Below are 25,582 nucleotides of genomic sequence, written 5' to 3' on the forward strand. Positions count from 1 at the left end.
AACCTGTAAGTTGAAACTTAAAAATAAAATAATGGGAACCATAAAACTTAAAAACATTCGCACTTTTTCATTTCATGGTTGTTTAGAAGAAGAAGCAAAAATAGGTAGTGATTACAGAGTAGATTTGGAAATAAAAACCGATTTAAGAAAATCTGCTATAAGTGATGCGCTTGAAGATACTGTAGATTATGTACATCTTAATAAAATAGTAGTCGAAGAAATGGCTATTCGTTCAAAATTATTAGAGCATGTAGCACAACGAATTATAAAAAGAATATTTACAGAACTGCCAGCAGTAGCCCGAATTGTATTGGAAGTTTCAAAACTAAATCCGCCTATAGGTGGTGATGTTGAAGCAGTTACTATTGTAATGGAAGAATATAGGAATTAATTATAAATTTTTAATTGTAAATTATTAATTGTTTTCTATATTTGCAATCCAATCAAGGCGTCGTGGCCGAGCGGCTAGGCACCGGTCTGCAAAACCGTCTACTCCGGTTCGAATCCGGACGATGCCTCAAAAAGAGATACAGAAATGTGTCTCTTTTTTTATTTTAAATTTTTAGAAAAAATTAATTAAAGTTGTGTTCGAATCTGGACGATGCTCTTCTTAAAAATCCTCTCGTCTGATAAGATTTTTTTGTTTACAATTTTTGAGAATCTAAACGATATCACAAAAAAAACTCTCAATATTGAGAGTTTTTTATAATTTATTTTTTTAAATCTTCAATTTGTTGTTTGATGATTTCTTTTTCGTTTGGAAAAAAGCCCTGAATAATTAAAAAACTTCCAAATATCATTAATATAATACTGATTATTCTTTTAATTTTATAAATATTAAAAGGTGTTAAGCGTGATTTTAATTGTTTGGCTACCAAAATTTTAAGTAAATCTACAGCAAAATAAGTAAGTATAATTACCGAAATAAATAGTATAATTCTATTGGTTTCCATATTGAGTTTTGGACCAAATACAATAATAATACCCATCCAAAATGCTAATACACCTATATTAATAAAATTGAGAAAAAAGCCTTTAAATATTAATCCTATATAATTGTTTTTTGGTATGTTATCTTCAATATCGTCTTGGTCGTTTTGTTGTTGTTTTACAAAATCTTTTTTGAGTTTTATAAATGATATAATTCCGTAAGAGAGCATTAACAAACCTCCAAATACAAAAAGTAGCGGGTTATCTTTTAATCGTTCTAAAATTTGATTGGTACTAAAATAAGCTATAAGTATAAAAACAATATCGCCAAGTACTACACCTAAATCAAACAACATTGCAGCTTTAAAACCTTTGGTAATACTGGTTTCTAGTAATACAAAAAATACCGGACCTATAGTAAAAGCTAATAATATTCCCCACGGAATGGCTGCAAGGATGTCGTTTATCATATATTAATTTTTGAATCTCTAAATATAAATATTTATTTTGCTTCTTCTATAATCCCTCCAGCAATTATTTTTTGATTGATTTGTTTTGGCTTACCATAAATGGTAATAACACCTCCTGCACGTACTTTTGCATCTACAAAATCTGTAGCATAAATATCGGCTTCTCCACCTGCATTTACAGTACTAGTAGTTTGATTGGTTTTTAGTTCTTGAGCGGTGTATATACCTCCAGAATTTACCAATACATCTTGGTTTGTAGCACTACCACTAATTTCTACAGTAGAACCATTTGCTACTCTTACATTGAGTTTTTCTACAGCAACATTTATATTTATTGTCGATCCTTCTTTGGCAATTACATCAAAACTTGTGTTTTGAAAACGATATTCGCTTCCTACTATAGAACCTTCATTTGCTTCTACAGCTTCTATATTTTTAAAATATACAGTAGCAGATACATTATCACCTTTTAATAGTTTGGTTAAAGGCATACGAATTTTTAACTCTCCGTTTTTATTTACCAATTGAACTTCATTAGCATAATTACCAGATAATACTACTTTGTTTTCTGTAGATTTTATTAAGGTTACATCTATTTGGTCGAATACAGTTACTTTGGTAAAGTCGCCAACGTTTTTTTCTGTTTGAGCCACCGAAGTTGAAAAAACTGAGTAGGTTAAAATAGTAAAAAATATTTTTTTCATAGGTTTATCAATTTTAATTTATAGTACTTATATAGTGCAGATATAGCACTATATTTATTATTTTCTTCTTATAAATGTATAATCTAATTGTTTTTTAATTAAATCGGCATTTTTTACTTTAACGTAAACTTCGTCTCCTAATTGTAATAAATCTTTAGAAACAGCTCCTACAAGTGCATATTGTTTTTCGTCAAATGTATAATAGTCTTCTTTTATATCACGTATGCGTATCATGCCTTCACATTTATTTTCTATTATTTCTACATAAATACCCCATTCGGTTACTCCAGAAATAACACCCAAAAACTCTTGATCTTTATGATCTTGCATATATTTTACTTGCATATATTTTACAGAATCTCGCTCGGCTTGAGCTGCTAGAGCTTCCATATTACTACTATGCTCGCATTTTTCTTCATAATTTTCTGCATCTACACTTTTACCTCCATCGAGATAATATTGCAATAAACGATGTGCCATAACATCGGGATAGCGACGAATAGGCGATGTAAAATGGCTGTAATAATCAAAAGCCAAACCATAATGACCAATATTTTCGGTAGAATATTTGGCTTTACTCATACTACGAATAGCAAGTGTATCAATTAAATTTTGTTCTTTTTTACCATTTACTTCTTCCATTAATTTGTTTAAAGAACTAGATATGTGTTTTTTATCTTTTAAATTTAATGAATAACCAAACTTAGAAATAACGCCTTGCATAGCAAAAAGTTTATCTTCGTTGGGTTCATCATGAATTCTATAAACAAAGGTTTTCTTTTGTTTTCCTATAAACTCGGCTACTTTTCGGTTTGCTAGAAGCATAAATTCTTCTATAAGATGGTTCGCATCTTTAGAAACTTTAAAAAATACACCTACAGGTTCATTATCTTCGTTTAGATTAAATTTTACTTCTACTTTGTCAAACGATATAGCTCCAGCTGCCATACGTTTTTGACGTAAAATTTTAGCCAATTCATCTAGTTTTAAAACCGCTTCTTTTATCGAGGTTGGTACTTTGTAATCTTTTCCTGTTAAAGAAATTTCTGCTGGAATTAAATCAGATTTTAACTCAATAATACTTTGTGCTTCTTCGTAGGCAAAACGCTGATCGCTGTAAATTACTGTTCTGCCAAACCATGAGTCGATAAGCTCGGCTTTGTTGTTAAGTTGAAATACTGCCGAGAATGTATATTTTTCTTCGTGCGGACGTAACGAACAAGCAAAGTTTGATAAAACTTCGGGCAACATAGGTACAACTCGATCTACCAAATACACCGATGTTGCTCTATTGTAGGCTTCATCGTCTAGAATAGTTCCTTCTTGTACATAATGAGAAACATCGGCAATATGAATACCTATTTCGTAATTTCCATTTTCTAAAACTTGAAAAGACAAAGCATCATCAAAATCTTTGGCATCTTTTGGGTCTATCGTAAACGTAAGTATATCGCGCATATCTCTACGTTTGGCAACTTCGTTTGGAGTTATTGATGTATCTATTTTATTGGCGTATGCTTCTACCTCTATTGGAAAATCGTAAGGTAAACCATACTCGGCAAGTATGGCATGAATTTCTGTATTGTGTTCACCTGGTTTACCAAGTACTTTAATTACAGTTCCAAAAGGTGAATCGGCTTTTTTTGGCCAATCTTCAATTTTTACCAAAACTACATCGCCATTTTGAGCATCGTTAATTTTATCTTTTGGAATAAAAATATCGGTATACATTTTAGCATTGGCAGTCGTAACAAAAGCAAAGTTTTTTTGTATATCGATTACGCCTACAAACTCTTCTTTGGCTCTATTTAAAATTTCTACAACTTCGGCTTCTGGCTTTCTAGATTTTCTTTTGTTGTAAACATATACTTTTACCGTATCATTATCTAAAGCATGGTTTAAATTACCAAAAGGTATAAAAACATCGTCTTCCAATTCATCGCAAACAAAATAGGCAGTTTTACGAGAAGTCATATCTATAACACCTTCGTAATATTCTTGACTACTTGCTTTAACTAAATATTTTCCGGGTTCTGTTTCTATAATTTGTTTCTTTGAAGCTAAAATTTTTAAATCTTTAATTATTTCATTACGACTTTTGGTATCTGAAAGTTCTAATACCGCACAAATTTGTTTGTAGTTAAAAGATTTATTGGCATTTTTTGATAGTATTTTCAGTATTTTATCTGAAAAATCTTTAGGCTTTTTTCCTAATTTATTGGGTTTCTTACTCATATTCTTTTCTAATATTTTTTAAAATTACAAACTATAAACCATAATCTTAGTAACTTGCATAAGATTTATATAAAATATAACTTTTACTACTTTTATATGAACAGTTTAATAACAGTGGCTGTATTCTATAATCCGCAAGAAATATTGGTTTTAAAATCTGTATTGGAGCACAAAGGAATAAATTACTTTTTTGAAAATGAAACTCTCGTTTCGATAGATCCTTTTGCTAGCATAGCATACGGTGGCATAAAACTTAAAGTCCACACAAACGATGTAGAGCAAGTAAAAGAAATTCTGAATAATTTAAACAACAATTTAAAAATAGTTTAATCATTATTTTTTTATTCTGTAAAAATCCAAAGTTTTCAACAACTATTAAAAACAAAAAAAAAGATTTTAAAATTTTAATTTATTTATGATGGTTATTATAGAATGTTAATATCGTAAAAAACTTTTTGATTCTTTATTTTGATATAATGTTATTGTTTTTTATCACGAATTATTAACACTAAAAAAGAATCTTAAAACCTTAATATTTAGTTTATTTTTAAACGTTATTAACAACCGTTGATAATTTAAAAATGGTTTAATTGTAAATATTTTTCAGTGGAATTATCTGTTGAAAAACTCAAAAAAAGTATGAATAACTTTTCTAAAAAAACTCAAAACTATGTTTGGTTTTTTAAATTCAATTTTTGATTACAAAAAAAAGTAACACCACAAAAAAATAGTTCTAAAAATATATTTAAAGTTATGAACAAGTTATGTTAATGTTAATTGCTTTGAAATACAGCGACTTATATTTTATAATTAACAAAGCCATTAATAAGTATAAATAACTGAAAATAAGTTTATTAAAAAACAATTAAATAAATAAAAACACATAGAGTTTTATTTAAGTAAGCTTAAGAAAACACAAAAACATAATTACGTATTTTTGTACTATATAAATCAGTAAAAATAGCAACATGAAAATTTCTATAGGCAACGACCATGCAGGCCCCGAATACAAAAAAGCAATTGTTTCATATTTAATAGAACAAGGACATGAAGTTTTTAATCACGGAACCGATAGTTTTGAAAGTGTAGATTACCCAGATTTTGGTCATCCAGTAGCTTATGATGTAGAAAGCCGTAAAGCCGATTTTGGTATTGTAATTTGTGGTAGTGGCAACGGAATTGCTATGACTGTAAACAAACACCAAGATGTACGTGCAGCTTTATGTTGGACCAAAGAAATTTCGGCATTGGCACGCCAACATAACGATGCTAATGTAGTGAGTATTCCAGCACGTTTTACCTCTATAGAACAAGCTATAGATATTGTAAAAACATTTTTGAATACTGCTTTTGAAGGCGGAAGACACGCCAATAGAGTAAAAAAAATAGCTTGTAAATAATGAGCCACGTTCACATACACAAGCACGAAGTAAAATCGGATAACTTAGTAATTTCGATTGTTTTAAATTTAGTGATAACTATCGCTCAATTGGTTGGCGGAATCATATCGGGTAGTTTAGCTTTAATTTCTGATGCGTTACACAATTTTTCCGATGTATTATCATTGGTATTTAGTTTAATTGCTCACAAACTTTCGCGTCGTAAAGCATCTATAGACCACACTTTTGGATACAAACGAGCCGAACTTATAGCAGCATTTGTAAATGCTTCTACACTTGTAATTGTAGCTTTTATACTTATATATGGTGCGGTTGAACGATTTATAACTCCAAAACCAATAGCTTCAGATTTGGTAATATGGTTGGCATTATTAGGTATTGTTGTTAATGGACTTTCGGTATTATTTTTAAAAAAAGATGCCGATCATAACTTAAATATGAAATCGGCCTACCTGCATTTACTTACCGATATGATGGCATCGGTAGCAGTACTTGTAGGCGGTTTGCTTATGAAATATTTGGGTTGGTTTTGGGTAGATAGCCTTATGACTATTTTTATTGCTGTTTATCTTATTTATGTAGGTTGGGATTTACTGATAAAATCAACAAAAATGTTAATGCTTTTTACTCCCGATGAAATAGATATTAAAGAAATAGTACGAGAAGTTCATAAAATAGAAGGCGCTGGAAAACTTCACCACATACACGTTTGGCATCTTAATGAAGAAGAATTACATCTAGAAGCACATCTAGATTGTCCAGAAAATTTTACTTTAACCCAATTTGATGAAATTTTACATAAAATAGAAACAGTACTATTTCAAAAATTTGGTATCAATCATATTACTATTCAGCCCGAATTTAAAAAAGAAGACCCAAAAGATTTTATAGTTCAAGATTAATAAAAAACAAAACTCGTAAATAATGCGAGATTTTAAGATAATCTCGCATTATTTACAACAATTATAACAATGACAAACATACAATATATACACAACCATACTCAAATTGCAGTAAAAAGTATAGAAAACACGGTACAATTACTTAACGAAGACTGTACCATTCCGTTTATAGCTCGTTATAGAAAAGACCAAACAGGAAACCTTGACGAAGTACAAATAGAGCAAATTGCAAAACTCAACAAGCAGTTTGATGAAATTGTAAAACGGAAAGAATCTATTTTAAAGTCTATAGAAGAACAAAATGCACTTTCGCCAGATCTAAAATCAAAAATTGAAAATAGTTTTGATTTACAGGAACTCGAAGACTTGTATTTACCTTACAAAAAGCGTAAAAAAACCCGTGCCGATGTTGCCCGAGAAAAAGGATTAGAACCTTTGGCAAAAATTATCATGGCTCAAAAAAACGACGATTTAGATTACTTAGCATCAAAATACTTAAATGACAACGTAGCCAATGAAGAAGAAGCTCTACAAGGCGCACGCGATATTATTGCAGAGTGGATTAATGAAAATATTTTTATTAGAAAAACACTACGCAGAACTTTTCAGAAAAAAGCTATTGTAGAAACCAAGGTAGTCAAAACCAAAAAAGAGGAAGAAGAAGCTCAAAAATTTTCTCAATATTTCGATTGGAACGAAAATCTTGCCAAAGCTCCATCACATAGATTGTTAGCCATGCTTCGTGCAGAAAACGAAGGAATTATCAAACTAAAAATCACCTTACTTGATGAAGATAAAGATGAACTATTACGGTTTATGGATAAAAACCTTATCAAAAACGAAGGCGATAGCGCTTACCATATAGAAAAAGCTATAGACGACAGTTATAAACGTTTGCTCGAACCCGCTATTTCCAACGAAGCTTTGCAAGAAGCCAAAACCAAAGCCGATATCAAAGCCATTGATGTTTTTTCGGAAAATTTACGCCAACTTTTACTAGCACCACCATTGGGCGAAAAACGAATTTTGGCGATAGACCCAGGCTATAGAACAGGTTGCAAAGTAGTGTGCTTGGACGAAAAAGGAGATTTGCTCTACAACGAAACCATTTATCCGCATGCGCCACAAAATGAAACGGCTATGGCGATGAAAAAAATAAAATCGATGGTAAATGCCTATAATATCGAAGCCATTTCTATAGGTAACGGAACAGCTAGCCGTGAAACCGAGTTTTTTATCAAAAAAATAGCTTTTGATAAGCCGGTTCAGGTTTTTGTAGTTTCCGAAGCGGGTGCTTCGGTGTACTCTGCCAGTAAAATTGCTCGAGAAGAATTTGGTAATTATGATGTTACTGTTCGTGGTGCGGTTTCTATAGGCAGAAGATTGAGCGATCCGTTGGCAGAATTGGTAAAAATAGATCCAAAATCAATAGGAGTGGGGCAATACCAACACGATGTAGATCAAAGTAAATTGAAAGAAGAATTAGACAACACGGTAATTCGTTGTGTAAATTCGGTGGGTATTAACATCAATACAGCGAGCAAATCGTTGTTGAGTTATGTTTCTGGAATAGGAGAAAAAATGGCCGAAAACATTGTAAATTTTAGAACAGAAAATGGTGCTTTTCAAGATAGAAATCAATTAAAAAAAGTGCCTCGTTTAGGTGAAAAAGCGTTCCAGCAAGCTGCCGCATTTATTAGAATAAAAGAAGGAAAAAATCCGTTGGATAATTCGGCAGTGCATCCAGAATCTTACAAAAAAGTAGAAAAAATGGCTAAAGATTTAGGTATTTCATTAACCGATTTGGTAGCCAATAAAGATCAAATAGCTAAAATTACTCCCGAAAAATATATAGACGAAACAATTGGAATTTTAGGAATAAAAGATATATTAAAAGAACTTGAAAAACCAGGTCTTGACCCACGCAAAGCAGCCAAAGTTTTTGAGTTTGACCCAAATGTGCGCACCATAAACGATGTGAGAGCGGGCACGATTTTACCTGGAATTGTTAATAATATTACTGCATTTGGCTGCTTTGTAGATATAGGCATCAAAGAAAGCGGCTTGGTACATATTTCACAACTCAAAGAAGGCTATGTTTCCGATGTAAATGAAGTAGTAAAAATGCACCAACACGTGCAAGTAAAAGTAGTTGAGGTAGATGAAGCTAGAAAACGCATTCAACTTACTATGGTAATCTAAATTATCTTTTCCTAAAGAATCTAAAAATTAAAAATAGTGCAAATAAAATAGAAACTACACTCAAAAAGTCTTGATTTCAAAATATAAAATATTTTGAAAAACAGAAAAATTTGATTTAATTGTTTCAAGCTAACCGTTTTCTTAAAATGATTTTCATTTCATAAAACAAAATATCAATCATTTATCATATTTACAATACTTTGAAAATTCCCCGTTTTTATTACAACATTTTTACTGTAATATAAGGTTTGTTGTTTAGTAGAAAATAGCTTGTTGCATTAACAATATGTTGATAATTTGTTAATTAAGAGTAAAATTTATATAATTGCATATTATTAACTAACTAAACTTTAACAACATGAAGAAAATTACTTTATTTTTTCTTTCTTTAATTGCTGTTCCTACGGTGTCTGAGGCACAGGTAGTGGCAAGTCAAAATTTTGACACAGCTTTGGGTTGGACTACTACAACAGTTACCAACGATTCTGGAGCAACTATTAATGCTTGGTCTAGAAGAACCACGGGTGGTGCTCCAGCCTGTTCACCTTTTGCGGGTGCTGGTATGGCTCGATTTAATTCTTACAATATACCATCTAATGGTGTAGGAACTCTTACTTCTCCAACTCTTACATTTTCTGGTGCTACTTACAGAGTAAAGCTAAAAATGTATCGCGATGATGGATATACAACAGATGCAGATAAAATAGATGTTTATTACAATACAACAGCAACAGCAGGAGGAACTTTACTTGGAACAGTAAATCGTTCTATAACATTAGCGCCAGCTGTATCAGGAAATGGTTGGTATTCGTATTCTTTTGATATTCCTGGTACATTAACAGGCACAGGTTATATAAACATAAAAGGAACCTCAAATTATGGTAACAATATTTTTATTGATGAGGTATCTGTAGAGCAAATTCCAAACCTAGATTTAGAGTTATCTACTTTCACTATTAATTCTATTATACCAAATGGCACAACAAGTGTACCTATTGAGGGATCTTTTCAAAATCAAGGATCTTCAACTATTACTTCCTTTAATTTGAATTGGCAAGAGGGCACAGGCGCAGTACATACGCAAACTATTACAGGGTTAAGTTTGGCGGCAGGGCAAACTTATGCCGTAACACATCAAGATGCTTGGAATTGTTCTCCAGGATTATATTCATTAAAGCTATGGGTTTCAAATATTAACGGCTCAGGCGCAGATGCAGTAGCTACAAATGATCAAATAATAAAATCGATATCTGTTGCGAGTAATTCTGTTGCAAGACTACCATTGTATGAAGAATTTTCAAGTTCTACTTGTGGCCCTTGTGCAACTTTCAATAATAATTATTATAATCCGTTTCATACAAACAACGGTTCAAATTTTGCCTCCATAGCCTACCGTGTAGATTGGCCAGGTACAGGAGATCCTTATAATACGGCAGAAGTAGATACTAGAGTTGGATATTATGGTATTACAGCAGCTCCAACGTTATTGGTTGATTCTGTAGAGGGAACAAATTTCAATACATCTTTGTTGCAACAAGATTTAACAAACGCTTTAGCAAAACCATCATATTTTACCATAAATGCAACAAAAGAATTATCGGGCAATATTATGAATGTTAGTATTAATACTATGCCTTATATATCAGGTACATATAGAGTTTTTGCTGCAGTTGTTGAAGGTACTACTTATAATAATACAGCTTCCAATGGTGAAACTTCATTTCATGAAGTATTTATGAAAATGTTACCAAGCGCAACAGGACAAACAGTAAATTTTGTTTACAATCAACCAACAACTACAACATTATCAGCTGATTTGACAGGTACATTTATTGAACAAATGACAGATTTGAAAGTTGTTGTTTTTATCCAAGATTATGCTACCAAAAATGTAATGCAAGCTAAATATGCTACACAAGCATTGGCTGTAAACAATACTGAATTTGCTAAAAACACAAGTTTATATCCAAATCCTTCTACAGGAATATTTTATTTGAAAGCAACAGATGCTTGTACAGTTCAAATTACAGATATCAGTGGTAAAGTTGTTTACACACAAAATTCGGTATTAGACGGTCAGTCAGTAAATCTTTCTCAATTTTCAAAAGGAATTTACTTAGCAACACTTTCTAATGGTGATTCACAATCTACACAAAAAATTATTATTAACTAAAAACCATACACTTTAGCGCTAAAAACGCTAAGGTGTTTTAATAAAACATGAAAAAAATATTCGCAATATTTGGATTCATAATACTTTCAACTTCTTTACAAGCTCAAATAAGTGTTTTAAAAGCTAATGGACAGCAAGTAACAGAAGGAGAAATTATTACTTATAACACTACTGCTTATCCGCAGGCATCTTTTGATTTTCATATTCATAATGCTGCATCAACCCCTACTTTGATAAAAATAAAATCTATGAGTATTACAAATTCTGATGGTAGTGCTCTAGAGTTATGTATAGGCCCTGTTTGTTTGAGTTCTATACATACAGGCAATTCTTACCCAAGCAATCCAGTTACAGTAGCTGCAAATTCTACTGAAACTAATGCTAATCATATTTATAATTTAGATACAGGAGACGGGGTTAATTATCCTATAGATTATGTTTTTAAAGTTTATCAATTGGACACTTCTGGAAATGAAGTGGGTAATTCGGTTACATTTACTTATAGATATACTACAACTTTATCTGTAAATACTGTTGAGTCTCTCGATACCTTGGGAGTTACTCTTACATCTACATTGGTTAATCAGACACTAGATTTTTCGAGTAGTTCAAACGGAACAGTAACGTTGTTTGATATGAATGGAAGAAGCTTAGTGCAAGAGGTTTATAAACAAGGAGCAAATACTATTACTTTAGATACTATTACTTCGGGCGTTTATGTATTGCAATTAAATTCGTCAGATAATAAATCGGCTAGCGTTAAAATTGTAAAAAAATAAGAATACCTACAAATATACATATTTTGTAATGTTAAAAGCCCGATTTTTTAAATCGGGCTTTTACATTTTTAATTACAGTCTGTTAAACTATTAATCCATTGTTCTATAAGATTTACACCTTCTGTATGAATAATGGTTTTTCCAACAAAAGGCATCATGTAATTTGGATTTAAAGTATTCATTTTATAATACAATATTGATTGATTTGCTACGCCAGGTATAATTATTTTATTAGCATTGTATCCTGGAACGAAATGGATAGCATCTTTACAAATACCTAAATTTGATGATGAGGTTGATTCGTTAAAAGAAAAACGAACATTAAACTCTTCTGCATAGCCACCATCTACATGACAATAACTACAATTTGCATCAAGATACGAGCGCACTCTTGTTTTAAGTGGATAATTAGTATTTGTATAATCTATTACAGAAACTATATTTTGAGGAATATTTTGAGAAGATAAATAACCTTCTTCTATAAGTTTAGTAATTTGATTCTTAGTTCCATCATTATAAGCTAAATTCCAATTTAAGTTTTGTGGTTTAGGCCCAATAGGCACCAATTGATTGTTCAATGTGTGGCAGTAGGCACATTCTGTATTGGTTGGGGTTTTGTAATTGATAGATATTTGTTCGCCATTAGATTTTTGAAACGAAATAGGAAAAACAACAGCATTAGCATTTAAATAAGCTTCATTTTGCTCGGCATTCCAGATGTAATTTGCAGTTATCCATCCTGTATTTTTTTTAATAAGTAGTCTTGTTTCTACTATTTTTTGGGTATGATTGGGTAAAACATCTTTATAATAAAACACTTTAATAAGTACAGTATTTTCGGGAAAGTTTAAAACCTCTCCGTCTGAAACATAATTTGCCATTGTACTTTTTGGCATCCAAATGTATCTTTTTTTATCGGCATAGTCTGTAAATAAACCACTTGCTGGTTCATAAGGCAAAACACCAGTGTTAGCAACCAAATCTTTTATATTGCCTGTAAAAAAATGATAATCGCTTAGTTTTTGATATGGGTTAGTACCTACCGAAACTGGAGTAGAAATTTCTTCATATTCTTCAGAATCAGATTTATTACATGAAGAAATAATACCCAAGATAAAAAAATAAACAATTATTTTTTTCATCAGAAAGAAGTGTTTATTGAAAACGAAAATCCAGAGCTAGCAGGTACATATCTACATACGCCACCAACACAAACCAAACCATCTCTTTGTCTACCATAACTTAAAGACACTCTTGTCGAACCCAATCGGTAAGCATTTCCTACTGTAAAGTAATGTTGTCTTAATTCTGGTTCATCGTTGCCATAGTTGTACATATCTGTAACATATACAGTATATTTACTGCTAAGGTTAAATTCTGTTAATAATGAAGCCCAATTTTTTTTGTCGGCGTCTGCCCATAAATGTTCTCCTTGCGCACGAATAGATTTATTCGTTCCAAATTTGTAAATGGCTTCTGCAGCCAAAATATTTGTGTTAATTACACCGTATTGCTCGGTTATAAACTTTTTGTTGTAATATTGATTTATATACGAAAAAACAGATTGCCATTTAGAATTCCATTTTTTAGTAATTTCTATGTTTATATCTGAGAAGTATTTTTGTCCGAAGCCAATGAATTTTGTTTGAAAATCTTGTGGATTGTAAATAAAATAATCTCCTGACAACCCATGGTATTGAGAAAAATTGACCGCCAATTTTGTACCGTATTTTCCGCCAAAATGGGTTCCTTTTTTAAAATTGTAATACAAATCTATTTGACCACCAATTTCCCCTGCTTTTACCATACTTGGGTCGTTTAATATTATGCCTGGTTGCGATTGGTACACATAAATATTTGCTAAATTATAATGATGTTGTTTTGTTAAACTAGGAACATAATTCATCAACATATCGTTGTAAGCATTTTTGTTTGCCAATCGTTCAGAATAGAACCCCATATTTTCGAGTCTTCGAAATGTACCATCAATACCAAACCCTTTTTTAGAGTAACCCATATTAAATAGTAGTGCGCTTCCCGATTTTATCAAATTATTATCAATTTGATTTTTAACCTGTACTACAGCATCTTTTGATTTAAAATTGTATTCTCCCGAAGCATAAAACGAGTTTCTCGAGTAATTAAATCGACCGCCAATACCGTATGTAAGATTCGTAAAATTTGGATTTACTAGAGTTGTTTTTTCATTTCTACCTACAAAGGTAAAACCTACTGAAAGCTCAGAGTTTTCTTTTTTCAAAGCTTCAAAAACATTAAAATCGGTATCAAAACCATATATTTTACCTTCAGATACTTCAAAACCTGTGCGTTGTTGCCCATAAAGTGTTTTGAAGGTAAGATACGAAGTAGGTTTGTAAACAAATCGAGCTCCTCTTAGAGCATTGTTAATACCAAGGGCTCTATCTTCCCAACTTCTTAAAAGTAAACCGCTACCAAATTGTTCGTAAAAATAACCTAATGTAGCTTCAATTTTTTCGTTTTTGTATTGAGCAAAATACGTTGCAATATTTGCTTTTTCAAATTTTGGATTCAAATTAAGCAATGCTTTATCGTAATATCCTTCTGTTTGAACACCAAAAGTAAAATTTTTAATCTTGTAGTTTACAAACAAATAACTATTGGAACGAAAGGGTTGCTCGGGGTGTTGTGTGGGTAAAAGATTTTCATCAAAAAGATTTTTATCATTAAGGTACCACTGACTGTTATTTTCAAAACCACCAGAAATATTTGATTTTTTTTCTTGCGCCATAACAGTTCCCAATGATAATAGTAGAGAACAAAATATTATTTTTTTCTTCATTTTTTATAATGCTTTTAGCTTAGCTAATAATTCGTTTTCGCTTCCTGGTACATAACCACTTTGTACCAATACTATTTTATTATTTTTTACAACTATAGTATGTGGTATATTTACAATACCTAAACTTCGTTTAAGATCTTGATTACTATCTAATAGCACGTTAAAACCCCATGCTTTGCCATTTACTAAAGGTTTTATTCTTTTTTGGGTTCTTGTATCATCGGTAGCTACAGCAACAACTTCTACATTAATTTCTTTTTTCCAGTCTTCAATTACATCATTCATTTCGTCAAGTTCATTTATACAAGGTGTACACCAAGTAGCCCAAAACGAAAATATATAAATTTTATCTTTTTCACTATAATCGGTTGTAATTGTGTGGTTTTTTCCTTCCAAATCTTTTAAAGAAATGTTGGGCATTTGTGTTTGACACCAATTGTAGGTTGTTACTAGGAGTAATGCAGTTAGAATTATTTTTTTCATTGTTTAGTTATTATTTGTACTACAAATAAATAAAATAAATATTTAATAATTATAATATTTTTCTTTAATTTGCTTATAATAAACCCACAACAACATGAACAAATCTTATTTTTTTGGCTTGTTTTTCATCTTTATGGCATTATTTTCTTGTAATGCCCCAAATGTTATAGAAAACATTCCTTCAGATTCTGAAACAGCACCACCTATTTCTGGATATTTTAAAAAACGTGTGCTAATTGAAGATTATACAGGTACATGGTGCGGTAATTGTACTCGTGTTGCCTATGCAATAGATCAAGTTTTTACTAAAACAGACAAAGCCGTTTCGGTGGCTATCCATAATGGAAACGACCCGTATCATTTCGCTGGAATTCAACCTTTAAAAGAATTGATATTACCAAATTCTGATTTAGAACTACCACAATCTAGATTAAATAGAACGATTGTTTGGACATCGCCAGAACCATCAAATGTGCAACAAGCGCTAGATTTAACAGGAAATAATTCAGGATTAGGACTTGCTTTAAATTCTACAGTAACCAACGGAAATATAAACTTAGATGTTACTATAAAATTTGCTCAAAACTATTCAAATTTAAAGTTGGTGGTTTATTTGCTTGAAGATCATCTTATTTATATGCAACGCAATTATACTTCGTATTATAATGGAGTAAACCCGATACCAAATTTTGAGCACAATCATGTATTACGCCAATCGGTTACGAATATTCTAGGCGATCCGCTTTTGGGCAGCTTTACTACAGGTACTTCTGTAACAAAATCATTTTCTTTTCCAGTTCCTGCCAATGTTTCTAACCCCGAAAATATAAGTTTTGCTGCATTTGTGGTAAATGAAAACAATGTAGTGGTTAATGTAAGAAACGCACACAAAGGAGAAAGTCAATCGTTTGAACAAAATCCGTAAGAAATAATTAAAAACATACGTTAAAGACTGCCTTTTTTAAGCAGTCTTTTTTTTGTAAATTTGTATTTAAATATATTTTGTAATGTCCAATTTAGGCACTATTTCTGTACAAAAAAATGATAAAGTTGCTACAATAACTTTTTTTCACCCTTCTGGAAATTCATTTCCTAGTGTGTTGTTGCAAAAACTTACAGATGCCATATCCCAATTATCCAACGACGCCTCGGTACATTGTATTGTACTGCAAAGCACCGGAAAAATATTTTGTTCAGGCGCTTCGTTTGATGAGTTACTGGCAATACAAGATTTTGATATGGGTAAAAAATTCTTTTCTGGATTTGCTCAAGTAATCAATGCCATGAGAACCTGCAACAAAATTATTATTGGTAAAGTACAAGGTAAAGCAGTAGGTGGCGGGGTAGGATTAGCGTCTGCTTGCGATTACACAATTGCACATATAGACTCGAGCATCAAACTATCGGAAATCGCAATCGGTATTGGTCCATTTGTAATAGAGCCCGCAGTATCTAGAAAAATAGGGCTTGCAGCAATGAGCACATTAACCCTTAATCCAAATCAATGGTATACAGCATCTTGGGCTTTTGAAAAAGGATTATTTACAAAGGTTTTTGACACACAAGAAGAATTGGATAACTACACAGATAATTTTGCTCAAGAATTTTCAAATTACAACCCAGAAGCCTTAACAGATATTAAAAGAGTTTTATGGGAAAACACGTCGCATTGGGATAAACTATTGTATGAAAGAGCTGCATTATCTGGAAAATTGGTTCTTTCCGATTTTACCAAAAACGCATTAAAACAATTTAAAAAACAGTAAAATGAATTTTATTTCATTATTATTTTTACAAGTAGATATTGATAAAAAAATAAAAGAAGCACCCAACGGGAATTATCAAACAGGTATATTAATAGGTTCTTTACTTCCTTATGTAATATTAGTAGGGTTGGCATATTTGATTTATTATTGGGCAAAGAAAAAAAACAAAGAATAGAAGTAGAATGCAACAAAAAATACGAATTACCAAAATATTTAATTTTGAAACAGGGCATGCCTTATATGGTTATGATGGAAAGTGTAAAAATGTGCACGGGCATAGCTATAAATTGTTTGTAACCGTTATAGGTGTACCTATTCATGACACATCTCATGTAAAATACGGAATGGTTATAGATTTTTCGGATTTAAAAAAGATAGTTAAAGAAGAAATTGTTGATGTTTTTGACCATGCTACTGTTTTTAACCAAAACACGCCTCATATAGAGCTAGCACACGAACTTAAACAAAGAGGACATCATGTTATTTTGGTAAATTACCAACCTACTTCGGAGAACATGGTTATAGATTTTGCAAAAAAAATACAAAGTAGATTACCGCAAGACATTGTATTATATTCATTAAAATTACAAGAAACAGAGAGTTCTTTTGCCGAGTGGTATGCAGAAGATAACACATTGTAATAAAAACAAAAACCTCTCAAATTGAGAGGTTTTTTTGTGGTCCCACCTGGGCTCGAACCAGGGACCACCTGATTATGAGTCAGGTGCTCTAACCAACTGAGCTATAGGACCCAATAAGCTATTGCTTATTTTGAGGTTGCAATATTACTGTATTTTTTTGTAATCTACAAATATTTTTAAGCAATTTCTTGACAAAGTTCTATTAAAACACCATTGGTACTTTTTGGGTGTAAAAAAGCAACAAGTTTATTATCGGCGCCTTTTTTGGGTACTTCATTCAATACAATAAAACCCTCATCTTTTAAACGTTTGATTTCTTGAATGATATCTTCTACATCAAAAGCAATATGGTGTATGCCTTCGCCTTTTTTTTCTATAAATTTTGCTATTGGGCTTTCGGCATTAGTGGCTTCTAGTAATTCTATTTTATTTGGACCATTCATAAAAAAAGAAGTTTTTACACCTTCGCTCGCCACTTCTTCTTCTTTGTAGGCGGGTGCTCCAAATAGTTTTTCAAAAATTTTATTGGAAACAGCTAAATCTTTTACTGCAATACCAATGTGTTCTATTTTTCTCATAAAAATGTACTTTATGCAAAGTTCGTTATTATTAAAAAAAAGCCTCAATCAAGAGGCGTTTTTTTAGTTTATAATGTCAAAACCTGTATATTTTCTTAAAACTTCGGGTACAACAATACCTTCGGGCGTTTGATAATTTTCTAAAATACCAGCTAAAACTCTTGGTAATGCTAATGAACTTCCATTTAAAGTATGTGCTAGTTGGGTTTTACCTTCTTTGTTTTTGTAGCGCAATTTAAGTCTATTGGCTTGGAAAGTCTCAAAGTTTGAAACAGACGAAATCTCCAACCAACGCTCTTGTGCTGTTGAATAGACTTCAAAATCGTAAGTAAGCGCCGATGCAAAACTCATATCGCCACCGCATAGTCTTAAAATTCTGTACGGTAACTTTAATTCACGCATAATGGTTTTTACATGTTCTACCATTCCGTCTAAAGCTTCATACGATTTTTCAGGATGTTCTATGCGTACTATTTCTACTTTGTCAAATTGATGCAAACGGTTTAAACCTCTTACATGAGCTCCGTATGATCCCGCTTCTCTACGAAAACAAGGTGTATAACCTGTGCAACATATAGGTAAATCATTTTCGTTTAAAATTACATCTCTAAATATATTGGTAACAGGCACTTCGGCTGTCGGAATTAAATACAAATTATCTGCTGTTACATGATACATTTGTCCTTCTTTATCGGGTAATTGCCCCGTTCCAAAACCAGAGGCTTCATTAACCATGTGAGGCACTTGAAATTCTTGATATCCTGCTTCTGTATTTTTGTCTAAAAAATAAGTGATAAGAGCTCGTTGTAATTTTGCTCCTTTTCCTTTGTAAACTGGAAATCCAGCACCTGTAATTTTTACACCCAATTCAAAGTCTATAATATCGTATTTTTTTGAAAGTTCCCAATGTGGCAAAGCACCTTCGTGTAGCTGAGGTATTTCTCCTTCTTGAAAAACATTGAGGTTTTCTTCGGGAGTTTTTCCTTCTGGAACTATTTCGGCAGGCAAATTGGGTAGTAAATACATTTTATCTTGCAAGTTGTTTGCAAATGCATCTAGTTTTTCAGAAAGTTCTTTACTTTTTTCTTTAAGTTGAGCTGTTTTTTCTTTGAGAATTTCAGCTTTTGCTTTTTCTCCATTCTTCATCATCTCACCAATGTCTTTGGATAGTTTATTGGATTCTGCAAGAATAGTATCTAGTTCAACTTGAGTAGCTCTGCGATTTTCGTCTAGTTGAACCACTTCTTCTACAATAGCTTTGGCGTTAAAATGTTTTTTTGCCAAGGCTGTAATCACTTTTTCTTGATTTTCTCTAATAAATGCTATCTGTAACATGGGTTATTATTTAAGGAAACAAAGGTAATAAAACCAATTTATTTTGAAGTTTTAGAAATTAAGTTTTTATAAAAAATACAAAAGGCTGCTTTTTTTGGAAGCAACCTTTGTAATAATTATTTTTTTAATAAATATTAATATCTGTAATATTCTGGTTTAAAAGGACCTTTTACCTCTACACCAATATATTGTGCTTGTTCTTGGTTTAATGTTTCCAATTCTACTCCTAATTTTGATAGGTGCAATTCAGCAACTTTTTCATCAAGATGTTTTGGCAACATATATACTTCGTTTTTATAAGCAGCAGTATTAGTCCATAATTCAATTTGAGCTAAAGTTTGGTTTGTAAATGAATTACTCATTACAAAACTTGGGTGTCCAGTAGCACAACCTAAGTTTACCAAACGACCTTCTGCCAAGATAATAATATCTTTACCCTCTACATTGTATTTATCTACTTGAGGTTTGATTTCAACTTTAGTAGCACCATAGTTTGCATTTAGCCAAGCCATGTCTATTTCGTTGTCAAAATGACCAATATTACATACAATGGTTTTGTCTTTCATGTTTTTAAAATGACGATCTACCACAATGTCTTTATTTCCTGTAGTTGTAATTACAATATCGGCATTGGCAATTACAGTGTCTAGTTTTTTCACTTCGAAACCGTCCATTGCAGCTTGTAGAGCACAAATAGGGTCAATTTCTGTAACAGTTACTATAGAACCTGCTCCACGGAAAGAGGCAGCAGTACCTTTACCAACATCTCCATATCCGCATACTATAACTCTTTTACCCGCCAACATTACATCGGTAGCTCTACGAATAGCATCTACAGCACTTTCTTTACAACCGTATTTGTTGTCAAATTTAGATTTGGTTACCGAGTCATTAACATTGATTGCAGGAATATGTAATGTTCCGTTTTTCATTCTTTCATATAAACGGTGTACTCCTGTAGTAGTTTCTTCAGACAATCCTTTAATTTCTGCTATAAGCTCTGGGTAACGATCGAAAACCATATTGGTAAGATCTCCACCATCGTCTAATATCATATTAAGAGGTTTGCGGTCTTCACCAAAGAACAAAGTTTGCTCAATACACCAGTCAAATTCTTGTTCATTCATTCCTTTCCAAGCGTACACAGGAATTCCAGCTGCTGCTATAGCCGCCGCCGCATGATCTTGAGTAGAAAAGATGTTACAAGAACTCCAAGTAACGTCTGCACCAAGAGCAACTAAAGTTTCTATTAATACAGCGGTTTGAATAGTCATGTGTAAGCATCCTGCTATTCGAGCTCCTTTAAGGGGTTGCGAAGCACCATATTCAGCTCTAAGTGCCATTAAACCTGGCATTTCTGCTTCTGCCAATTGAATTTCTTTTCTTCCCCATTCTGCTAGAGAAATATCTTTTACTTTGTAGGCCACATAGGGCATTGTGTTTGTACTCATCAATTTATTAGATTTATTTTTTATAAATACGGGTGCAAAATTACAAAATAAGTTTCTTATTCTATATAAAATAAGAACGATTTATATTTTGTTTAACCTGATAAAGTACTGATAAAGAAATAAATAATAATAACACTTTATTTTTTGTTCGATAAATACACACCAATAAGAATTACAAAAGCACCTATATATTGTATAAATGTTAAAGATTCACGATTAAAAAAGCCCCATACGCACGCTACAATAGGTATTAAATAAGTTACCGAAGAAGCAAATATTGGAGAAGATATTTGTATTAGTTTAAAATAAACAATATTGGCTATTCCGGTTCCTAAAACAGCAAGCAACAATACATATTGTAGAGAAGTTTGAGTGTTTTGTAACTGAATTTTTTCAAAAAAATCTGTAAACAACAATATTACAAAGGCAGGAATAGATAGAACAGTAAAATTTCCTGTGGTAATGCTTATGGGTTTTACATCGGAAAGGTATTTTTTTATCAAATTTATATTTACAGCGTAACATATAGAGGCAAGCACCACCAACAAAGAATAGTAAATGTTTTTTGAACTCCCAGCTTGATTACCTCCTAAAATTAATGTTAGAATGCCCAAAAGTCCAATAAGAATACCCAAAGATTGATTTCTTTTGAAAGTAAATCCAAAACCCAAAACCCCAATTAATAGTGTGTTTAAAGGAGTAAGCGAATTAAGTATAGAAGCGATGGAACTACTTACTTGAGTTTCGGCAATAGCAAATAAATAGGCAGGAAAAAAAGTACCCATAAAACCCGTTAATGCTATATATTTCCATTGATGTAACCGAATGGTATAGATACTTTTAAAGCCAATAATCCATAAAAAAAGAGCCGAAAATATAATCCGCATCGAGCCTAGTTCTATGGCAGACAAACCATGAAGCCCTTTAAAAATTAAGATAAAAGAACTTCCCCATACAAGTGCGAGTCCTATTAATAAAATCCATTTTAATTTATTTGTTGGCATACTAAATAATTACAAGTACAAATTTGATGCTTTTTGTGCAGATGCAAATATAATGTAGTAAATTTGTATAAAAATTAAACATTATGAAGTTAGCAACTATTTTAACAACAGTTCTTTTAAGTTCTATTCTATTTGTAGGTTGTAAAAACGAAGCAAAAAAACCAATTCCTCAAAATAAAGTAGCAGCCGAAAAAAAAGCCAAAACACCAGCTACTAAACCAGAAACCATAACGTTTCATATAGAGGGCATGACATGCGCTATTGGGTGTGCCAAAACAATAGAAGACAAATTAAACGAAACAGATGGAATTCAAGATGCAAAAGTAGATTTTGACAAACAAGAAGCCGTAGTTCATTTTGATTTGGATAAACTCTCTACAGATGATATTAAAAAATTGGTAGAATCTACCGCCGATGGTAAAAGCTATAAAGTATCAGATATTAAAACTGCAGAAAAAAAGTAAAACACCAGAACAATCAGTAAAAAAGCCCAAATTTATTTTGGGCTTTTTTATACATGAATGATTTCTTCATCTATTAATAAATCTTCTCTTCTAAAACGTAAGAATATCTGTGCCGTTGCTATTACATCTTTTTCACAATAGGTTACAATACGGTCAATATTTTTTTGAACATAATACACCTGTGCTACTTGACTACCATCTATATCATCTTTTGAGGTAGGTATACCCAATATTTTGGATAATAATTTTAGAGATGTATAATGTTTATAGTCTCCAAATTTCCATAATTCTAAAGTATCAAGATGTGGAACTTCCCACGGCTTTTTGCCAAACAAATTCATTTTTGCAGGAATAGCGATACCCTGTATTATCATACGTCGTGCAATAAAAGGAATGTCGAATTCTTTACTATTATGTCCGCACAATAGATGTTGAGCACCATTGAAGTGATTTTGTATTAAGTTTGAAAAATCTTTAAGAATTTTTGCTTCTTCTCCTATAAAAGAAGTTACCCTAAAGTTTCTAATATCGTTTTTATTGGTAAAATATCCTGCAGAAATACATATTATTTTACCAAATTCGGCCCATATTCCTGCACGTTCATAAAACTCTTCGGGCGAATAATCATCTTTTCTTTGGTATTGTGTTTTTTGTTCCCAAAGTTGTTGCATTTCTTGGTCTATTTGACTAAAATCTTCAGTCTCTGGCACAGTTTCAATATCTATAAAAAGAATATTGTTAAGGTTAATTTTTTCAATCATGATTTTGGTGTATAAAGTTGTTTTAGTGTATTTAAAATAGAGATTGTTGCTCAAAAGGACTTTCATGCTCTAAAAGCCACTTTTTTCTCCAAAGCCCTCCAGCATAACCTGTTAAAGATCCGTCTGTACCAATAACGCGGTGGCAAGGAACCACAATCCAAAGTGGGTTTTTACCGTTGGCAGAAGCTACGGCTCGAATCGCTTTTACATCGCCAAGTTTTTTTGACAATTCAAGATAAGACATTGTTTTACCAAAAGGAATTTTTAAAAGCTCTTGCCAAACTTTTTGTTGAAAATCAGTTCCTTTTGGGTGTAAAGCCAAGGTAAATTCTTTACGCAAACCTGCAAAGTACTCTTGGAGTTGTTCTACAGCTTCTTGTAAAACTAAAGGGATAGTGGAAGAAATTTTTGCATTTTCTTCAATCGTAATTTGAGAAATGCCATAGCTACTACCTATTATTTTTGTTATACCTAATGGTGTTTCTATGTGTGCTATTTCTTCCATATTTTTTATGGAAAATTACATAAAAAAATCACAAAGTCAAGAAAAAATCTCAGCTTTGTGATTTTCAAACGAAACATGAAAAATTATTATTCTACAGAATGAATGTATGCTTCTAAGGCTTTAAGTTCTTCATCTGTCATATTTTTGGTAATTGCAAAATTTGCTTTCATTACTTCATATTGTGTAGGATCTACAATTGGTTCCGCTTCTCCTTTTAAAAAGGTTACAATACTAGCTTTTTTATCAGTATAAATTTTAGAAATATCTTTTACGCTTGGCCCAACTAGTTTAGTGTCTGGTTTATGGCAAGTAGCACACGTACCTTTACCTTCAAAAATAGTTTTCCCCATTTCTGCTTCTGCCGATAATTTTTTTTCGGTATTGGAAGAAGATTCTGTTTTTTTACCAAAATCTTGTTCTTCTTTTTTTCCTCCGCAACTCATTAAAGAAACAACCAATACTAAAAGGAATGATTTTAAAAAAGTTTTCATCTAAATTTCATTTAAATACTGAGTAAAAGTAATTATGATTATCTGTAATAAATATGATTTATATCAGAAATCTTATTTAAGAGTACTATTTATTTAAAATAATTGCAGCTTCTTTGGCAAAATAGGTTGAAATTAAACTTGCGCCAGCTCTTTTTATGCACATTAATTGCTCCATCATAATTTTATCATGATCGAGCCAACCTCTTTCGGAAGCGGCTTTTATCATAGCATATTCGCCAGAAACATGGAAAACAGTTACAGGAACATTCACAGCATTTTTTACCTCACGAACGATATCGAGATAGGCAATACCTGGTTTTACCATAACCATATCGGCACCTTCTTCTACATCCCATAAAGCTTCTTTTACGGCTTCTATTCTATTGGCGTAATCCATTTGATAGGTTTTTTTATCTTTTGGAACTACGATATCGGCTTCTCTTGGTGCACTGTCTAGTGCATCACGAAATGGTCCGTAAAAGGCTGAAGCATATTTTGCCGAATAGCTCATAATACCAACATTATGAAAACCTGCTTCGTCTAAACCTTGGCGTAAACGCAATACACGTCCGTCCATCATGTCGCTTGGTGCTACAAAATCGGCTCCAGCTTGTGCGTGTGAAACTGCCATTTTTACCAAAGCATTATTGGTAGCATCGTTGGCAATATCACCATTTTCAATAATTCCGTCGTGCCCATAAATAGAATATGGGTCGAGCGCCACATCGGGCATTACAATCATTTCTGGACAAGCTTTTTTTATGGCTCGAATAGCGTTTTGCATTAATCCATTTTCATTCCAAGCCTCTTTTCCAGTATTGTCTTTTAAATTGTCGTTTACTTTTACATAAATATTAACAGCACGAATTCCTAAAGCATATAATTCTTTAACTTCTTCAACAGTTAAATCTAATGTGCGGCGAAAAATTCCTGGCATCGATGGAATTTCAACTTTTGCGTTTTCGCCTTCCATAATAAACATTGGAAACATAAAGTCGCTTGGGCTTAATGTAGTTTCGCGTACTAACGAACGTATGGATTCGTTCACTCTTAATCTTCTACCTCTTTGTAATGGGAACATATTGTTTTTATTTAGCTGTCAGCCTTCAGAAATCAGCTTTCAGGGTTATTTATTTTAAGTATTAATCCATGCAACATTTTTCTAATTTCTTGGATTTTTTCTAAAAAGTCTTCTCCTTTTGATTTTTCAAGAAATAGTAAATCAATGCTAAGTATAATTTGATATTCTAATTCATTTGTCGAACCATATGCTATTGATAAAAATCGGGCAAAATCTTTATTCGTATTTCTACCAACGCCTTCAGCTATATTAGTTGCAATGGAGCTCGAAGATCTTTTCATTTGGCTAGTTAATCCAAATATTTCTTCTTTTGGATAATTTTTTAGCTCTTTATATAATTCTAAAGTTAAATGATGAGATTTTTCCCAAACTTGCAATTTTTTATAATCTCTCATAAGCTTAATTT

Annotated in this window: 27 protein-coding genes and 2 tRNA genes; 13 read left to right on the plus strand and 16 right to left on the minus strand. The window is 32.0% G+C overall.

The genetic code is table 11. The features are described 5' to 3' along the window. Window positions 1–31: 31 nt before the first annotated feature. Window positions 32–391 carry a dihydroneopterin aldolase gene (gene folB / locus Q361_RS00545; protein WP_103724757.1) on the plus strand — a complete coding sequence of 120 codons (360 nt, stop codon included), beginning with the start codon at window positions 32–34 and terminating at the stop codon, window positions 389–391. A 56-nt stretch (window positions 392–447) separates the two neighbouring features. Next, window positions 448–518 (plus strand) — tRNA-Cys (locus Q361_RS00550). A 192-nt stretch (window positions 519–710) separates the two neighbouring features. Here the strand turns inward: Q361_RS00550 and Q361_RS00555 are convergent. From Q361_RS00555 to rnr, 3 genes are read right to left on the minus strand one after another with little or no spacing between them, the layout of a single operon-like run. Beyond that, window positions 711–1,400, minus strand: a complete 690-nt coding sequence (locus Q361_RS00555; protein WP_103724758.1) for a LysE family translocator — start codon at window positions 1,398–1,400, stop codon at window positions 711–713. 32 nt (window positions 1,401–1,432) lie between these two features. Continuing rightward, window positions 1,433–2,104 carry a head GIN domain-containing protein gene (locus Q361_RS00560; protein WP_103724759.1) on the minus strand — a complete coding sequence of 224 codons (672 nt, stop codon included), beginning with the start codon at window positions 2,102–2,104 and terminating at the stop codon, window positions 1,433–1,435. Window positions 2,105–2,161: 57 nt separating this feature from the next. Beyond that, on the minus strand, window positions 2,162–4,339 hold the full coding sequence (rnr, locus tag Q361_RS00565; RefSeq protein ID WP_103724760.1) for a ribonuclease R: 2,178 nt from the start codon (window positions 4,337–4,339) through the stop codon (window positions 2,162–2,164). A gap of 96 nt (window positions 4,340–4,435) precedes the next feature. Here rnr and Q361_RS00570 point away from each other — a divergent pair, with 96 nt between their 5' ends. The 6 genes from Q361_RS00570 to Q361_RS00595 all read left to right on the plus strand — a co-directional run bounded on the left by Q361_RS00570 (window position 4,436) and on the right by Q361_RS00595 (window position 11,795). Continuing rightward, a complete protein-coding gene (locus Q361_RS00570; protein ID WP_103724761.1) occupies window positions 4,436–4,669 on the plus strand; it encodes a hypothetical protein in 234 nt (77 codons plus the stop codon). Between the two features lie 638 nt (window positions 4,670–5,307). Further along, window positions 5,308–5,739: a ribose 5-phosphate isomerase B gene (gene rpiB / locus Q361_RS00575; RefSeq protein ID WP_103724762.1), complete on the plus strand. Its 432-nt coding sequence runs from the start codon at window positions 5,308–5,310 to the stop codon at window positions 5,737–5,739. Then, window positions 5,739–6,641, plus strand: a complete 903-nt coding sequence (locus tag Q361_RS00580; protein ID WP_103724763.1) for a cation diffusion facilitator family transporter — start codon at window positions 5,739–5,741, stop codon at window positions 6,639–6,641. The genes rpiB and Q361_RS00580 overlap by 1 nt, the downstream gene beginning before the upstream one ends. Window positions 6,642–6,710: 69 nt before the next feature. Then, the gene (locus Q361_RS00585; RefSeq protein WP_103724764.1) at window positions 6,711–8,843 is read left to right on the plus strand and encodes a Tex family protein; all 2,133 of its coding nucleotides are present in this window, start codon (window positions 6,711–6,713) and stop codon (window positions 8,841–8,843) included. 358 nt (window positions 8,844–9,201) lie between these two features. Further along, a complete protein-coding gene (locus Q361_RS00590; RefSeq protein ID WP_103724765.1) occupies window positions 9,202–11,016 on the plus strand; it encodes a T9SS-dependent choice-of-anchor J family protein in 1,815 nt (604 codons plus the stop codon). Window positions 11,017–11,063: 47 nt separating this feature from the next. Continuing rightward, entirely contained in the window at window positions 11,064–11,795 is a 732-nt protein-coding gene (locus Q361_RS00595; protein WP_103724766.1) for a T9SS type A sorting domain-containing protein, read from the plus strand. 68 nt (window positions 11,796–11,863) lie between these two features. Here Q361_RS00595 and Q361_RS00600 read toward each other — a convergent pair whose 3' ends face one another. The 3 genes from Q361_RS00600 to Q361_RS00610 are packed head-to-tail and all read right to left on the minus strand — an operon-like array spanning window position 11,864 to window position 15,099. Next, the gene (locus Q361_RS00600) at window positions 11,864–12,937 is read right to left on the minus strand and encodes a hypothetical protein (protein WP_103724767.1); all 1,074 of its coding nucleotides are present in this window, start codon (window positions 12,935–12,937) and stop codon (window positions 11,864–11,866) included. Next, window positions 12,937–14,616 carry a DUF6029 family protein gene (locus Q361_RS00605; protein ID WP_103724768.1) on the minus strand — a complete coding sequence of 560 codons (1,680 nt, stop codon included), beginning with the start codon at window positions 14,614–14,616 and terminating at the stop codon, window positions 12,937–12,939. The genes Q361_RS00600 and Q361_RS00605 overlap by 1 nt, the downstream gene beginning before the upstream one ends. A 3-nt stretch (window positions 14,617–14,619) precedes the next feature. Continuing rightward, window positions 14,620–15,099, minus strand: a complete 480-nt coding sequence (locus Q361_RS00610; RefSeq protein ID WP_103724769.1) for a TlpA family protein disulfide reductase — start codon at window positions 15,097–15,099, stop codon at window positions 14,620–14,622. Between the two features lie 94 nt (window positions 15,100–15,193). Between Q361_RS00610 and Q361_RS00615 the strand changes: the two genes are divergently transcribed. The 4 genes from Q361_RS00615 (at window position 15,194) to Q361_RS00625 (ending at window position 17,506) form a co-directional block, all read left to right on the plus strand. Continuing rightward, window positions 15,194–16,024, plus strand: a complete 831-nt coding sequence (locus tag Q361_RS00615; protein ID WP_103724770.1) for an Omp28-related outer membrane protein — start codon at window positions 15,194–15,196, stop codon at window positions 16,022–16,024. A gap of 82 nt (window positions 16,025–16,106) precedes the next feature. Further along, the gene (locus Q361_RS00620; RefSeq protein ID WP_103724771.1) at window positions 16,107–16,865 is read left to right on the plus strand and encodes an enoyl-CoA hydratase/isomerase family protein; all 759 of its coding nucleotides are present in this window, start codon (window positions 16,107–16,109) and stop codon (window positions 16,863–16,865) included. 1 nt (window position 16,866) lies between these two features. Beyond that, entirely contained in the window at window positions 16,867–17,040 is a 174-nt protein-coding gene (locus Q361_RS13690) for a hypothetical protein (protein WP_169929235.1), read from the plus strand. A 7-nt stretch (window positions 17,041–17,047) separates the two neighbouring features. Continuing rightward, on the plus strand, window positions 17,048–17,506 hold the full coding sequence (locus Q361_RS00625) for a 6-pyruvoyl trahydropterin synthase family protein (protein ID WP_103724772.1): 459 nt from the start codon (window positions 17,048–17,050) through the stop codon (window positions 17,504–17,506). Between the two features lie 37 nt (window positions 17,507–17,543). On the opposite strand, the gene Q361_RS00630 is transcribed toward Q361_RS00625, so the two are convergent. The 5 genes from Q361_RS00630 to Q361_RS00650 form a co-directional block, all read right to left on the minus strand. Then, window positions 17,544–17,617 (minus strand) — tRNA-Ile (locus tag Q361_RS00630). A 65-nt stretch (window positions 17,618–17,682) separates the two neighbouring features. Next, window positions 17,683–18,084: a methylmalonyl-CoA epimerase gene (gene mce / locus Q361_RS00635; RefSeq protein ID WP_103724773.1), complete on the minus strand. Its 402-nt coding sequence runs from the start codon at window positions 18,082–18,084 to the stop codon at window positions 17,683–17,685. 63 nt (window positions 18,085–18,147) lie between these two features. Further along, on the minus strand, window positions 18,148–19,419 hold the full coding sequence (gene serS, locus Q361_RS00640) for a serine--tRNA ligase (RefSeq protein ID WP_103724774.1): 1,272 nt from the start codon (window positions 19,417–19,419) through the stop codon (window positions 18,148–18,150). A gap of 134 nt (window positions 19,420–19,553) precedes the next feature. After that, on the minus strand, window positions 19,554–20,870 hold the full coding sequence (gene ahcY, locus Q361_RS00645) for an adenosylhomocysteinase (RefSeq protein ID WP_103724775.1): 1,317 nt from the start codon (window positions 20,868–20,870) through the stop codon (window positions 19,554–19,556). Between the two features lie 137 nt (window positions 20,871–21,007). Next, entirely contained in the window at window positions 21,008–21,874 is an 867-nt protein-coding gene (locus Q361_RS00650) for a DMT family transporter (RefSeq protein WP_103724776.1), read from the minus strand. Window positions 21,875–21,957: 83 nt separating this feature from the next. Here Q361_RS00650 and Q361_RS00655 point away from each other — a divergent pair, with 83 nt between their 5' ends. Further along, window positions 21,958–22,338, plus strand: a complete 381-nt coding sequence (locus Q361_RS00655) for a heavy-metal-associated domain-containing protein (protein WP_103724777.1) — start codon at window positions 21,958–21,960, stop codon at window positions 22,336–22,338. 47 nt (window positions 22,339–22,385) lie between these two features. On the opposite strand, the gene Q361_RS00660 is transcribed toward Q361_RS00655, so the two are convergent. The 5 genes from Q361_RS00660 to Q361_RS00680 all read right to left on the minus strand — a co-directional run bounded on the left by Q361_RS00660 (window position 22,386) and on the right by Q361_RS00680 (window position 25,571). Beyond that, window positions 22,386–23,099 carry a 3'-5' exonuclease gene (locus Q361_RS00660; RefSeq protein WP_103724945.1) on the minus strand — a complete coding sequence of 238 codons (714 nt, stop codon included), beginning with the start codon at window positions 23,097–23,099 and terminating at the stop codon, window positions 22,386–22,388. A 31-nt stretch (window positions 23,100–23,130) separates the two neighbouring features. Next, window positions 23,131–23,604: a methylated-DNA--[protein]-cysteine S-methyltransferase gene (locus tag Q361_RS00665; RefSeq protein ID WP_103724778.1), complete on the minus strand. Its 474-nt coding sequence runs from the start codon at window positions 23,602–23,604 to the stop codon at window positions 23,131–23,133. An 86-nt stretch (window positions 23,605–23,690) separates the two neighbouring features. Continuing rightward, window positions 23,691–24,095 (minus strand): c-type cytochrome, encoded by a 405-nt coding sequence (locus tag Q361_RS00670; RefSeq protein WP_103724779.1) that lies wholly within the window; start codon window positions 24,093–24,095, stop codon window positions 23,691–23,693. Window positions 24,096–24,180: 85 nt separating this feature from the next. Further along, a complete protein-coding gene (gene hemB, locus Q361_RS00675) occupies window positions 24,181–25,176 on the minus strand; it encodes a porphobilinogen synthase (protein WP_103724780.1) in 996 nt (331 codons plus the stop codon). Window positions 25,177–25,208: 32 nt separating this feature from the next. Then, window positions 25,209–25,571 (minus strand): four helix bundle protein, encoded by a 363-nt coding sequence (locus Q361_RS00680; RefSeq protein WP_103724781.1) that lies wholly within the window; start codon window positions 25,569–25,571, stop codon window positions 25,209–25,211. Window positions 25,572–25,582 lie beyond the last annotated feature (11 nt).

The organism is Flavobacterium croceum DSM 17960 (genome assembly GCF_002917885.1).
In the GTDB taxonomy this organism is placed as follows: Bacteria; Bacteroidota; Bacteroidia; order Flavobacteriales; family Flavobacteriaceae; genus Flavobacterium; species Flavobacterium croceum.

Bases quoted from the DNA above. Each gene is read 5' to 3' on its own strand.
- Q361_RS00585 (WP_103724764.1), top strand. From the start codon at position 6,711: ATGACAAACATACAATATATACACAACCATACTCAAATTGCAGTAAAA.
- rpiB (WP_103724762.1), top strand. From the start codon at position 5,308: ATGAAAATTTCTATAGGCAACGACCATGCAGGCCCCGAATACAAAAAA.
- Q361_RS00680 (WP_103724781.1), bottom strand. From the start codon at position 25,571: ATGAGAGATTATAAAAAATTGCAAGTTTGGGAAAAATCTCATCATTTA.
- Q361_RS00595 (WP_103724766.1), top strand. From the start codon at position 11,064: ATGAAAAAAATATTCGCAATATTTGGATTCATAATACTTTCAACTTCT.
- mce (WP_103724773.1), bottom strand. From the start codon at position 18,084: ATGAGAAAAATAGAACACATTGGTATTGCAGTAAAAGATTTAGCTGTT.
- Q361_RS00650 (WP_103724776.1), bottom strand. From the start codon at position 21,874: ATGCCAACAAATAAATTAAAATGGATTTTATTAATAGGACTCGCACTT.
- Q361_RS00590 (WP_103724765.1), top strand. From the start codon at position 9,202: ATGAAGAAAATTACTTTATTTTTTCTTTCTTTAATTGCTGTTCCTACG.
- Q361_RS00555 (WP_103724758.1), bottom strand. From the start codon at position 1,400: ATGATAAACGACATCCTTGCAGCCATTCCGTGGGGAATATTATTAGCT.
- Q361_RS00580 (WP_103724763.1), top strand. From the start codon at position 5,739: ATGAGCCACGTTCACATACACAAGCACGAAGTAAAATCGGATAACTTA.
- Q361_RS00615 (WP_103724770.1), top strand. From the start codon at position 15,194: ATGAACAAATCTTATTTTTTTGGCTTGTTTTTCATCTTTATGGCATTA.
- Q361_RS00670 (WP_103724779.1), bottom strand. From the start codon at position 24,095: ATGAAAACTTTTTTAAAATCATTCCTTTTAGTATTGGTTGTTTCTTTA.
- hemB (WP_103724780.1), bottom strand. From the start codon at position 25,176: ATGTTCCCATTACAAAGAGGTAGAAGATTAAGAGTGAACGAATCCATA.
- serS (WP_103724774.1), bottom strand. From the start codon at position 19,419: ATGTTACAGATAGCATTTATTAGAGAAAATCAAGAAAAAGTGATTACA.
- Q361_RS00600 (WP_103724767.1), bottom strand. From the start codon at position 12,937: ATGAAAAAAATAATTGTTTATTTTTTTATCTTGGGTATTATTTCTTCA.
- Q361_RS00610 (WP_103724769.1), bottom strand. From the start codon at position 15,099: ATGAAAAAAATAATTCTAACTGCATTACTCCTAGTAACAACCTACAAT.
- Q361_RS00660 (WP_103724945.1), bottom strand. From the start codon at position 23,099: ATGATTGAAAAAATTAACCTTAACAATATTCTTTTTATAGATATTGAA.
- ahcY (WP_103724775.1), bottom strand. From the start codon at position 20,870: ATGAGTACAAACACAATGCCCTATGTGGCCTACAAAGTAAAAGATATT.
- Q361_RS00665 (WP_103724778.1), bottom strand. From the start codon at position 23,604: ATGGAAGAAATAGCACACATAGAAACACCATTAGGTATAACAAAAATA.
- folB (WP_103724757.1), top strand. From the start codon at position 32: ATGGGAACCATAAAACTTAAAAACATTCGCACTTTTTCATTTCATGGT.
- Q361_RS00620 (WP_103724771.1), top strand. From the start codon at position 16,107: ATGTCCAATTTAGGCACTATTTCTGTACAAAAAAATGATAAAGTTGCT.
- Q361_RS13690 (WP_169929235.1), top strand. From the start codon at position 16,867: ATGAATTTTATTTCATTATTATTTTTACAAGTAGATATTGATAAAAAA.
- Q361_RS00560 (WP_103724759.1), bottom strand. From the start codon at position 2,104: ATGAAAAAAATATTTTTTACTATTTTAACCTACTCAGTTTTTTCAACT.
- Q361_RS00655 (WP_103724777.1), top strand. From the start codon at position 21,958: ATGAAGTTAGCAACTATTTTAACAACAGTTCTTTTAAGTTCTATTCTA.
- Q361_RS00570 (WP_103724761.1), top strand. From the start codon at position 4,436: ATGAACAGTTTAATAACAGTGGCTGTATTCTATAATCCGCAAGAAATA.
- rnr (WP_103724760.1), bottom strand. From the start codon at position 4,339: ATGAGTAAGAAACCCAATAAATTAGGAAAAAAGCCTAAAGATTTTTCA.
- Q361_RS00625 (WP_103724772.1), top strand. From the start codon at position 17,048: ATGCAACAAAAAATACGAATTACCAAAATATTTAATTTTGAAACAGGG.
- Q361_RS00605 (WP_103724768.1), bottom strand. From the start codon at position 14,616: ATGAAGAAAAAAATAATATTTTGTTCTCTACTATTATCATTGGGAACT.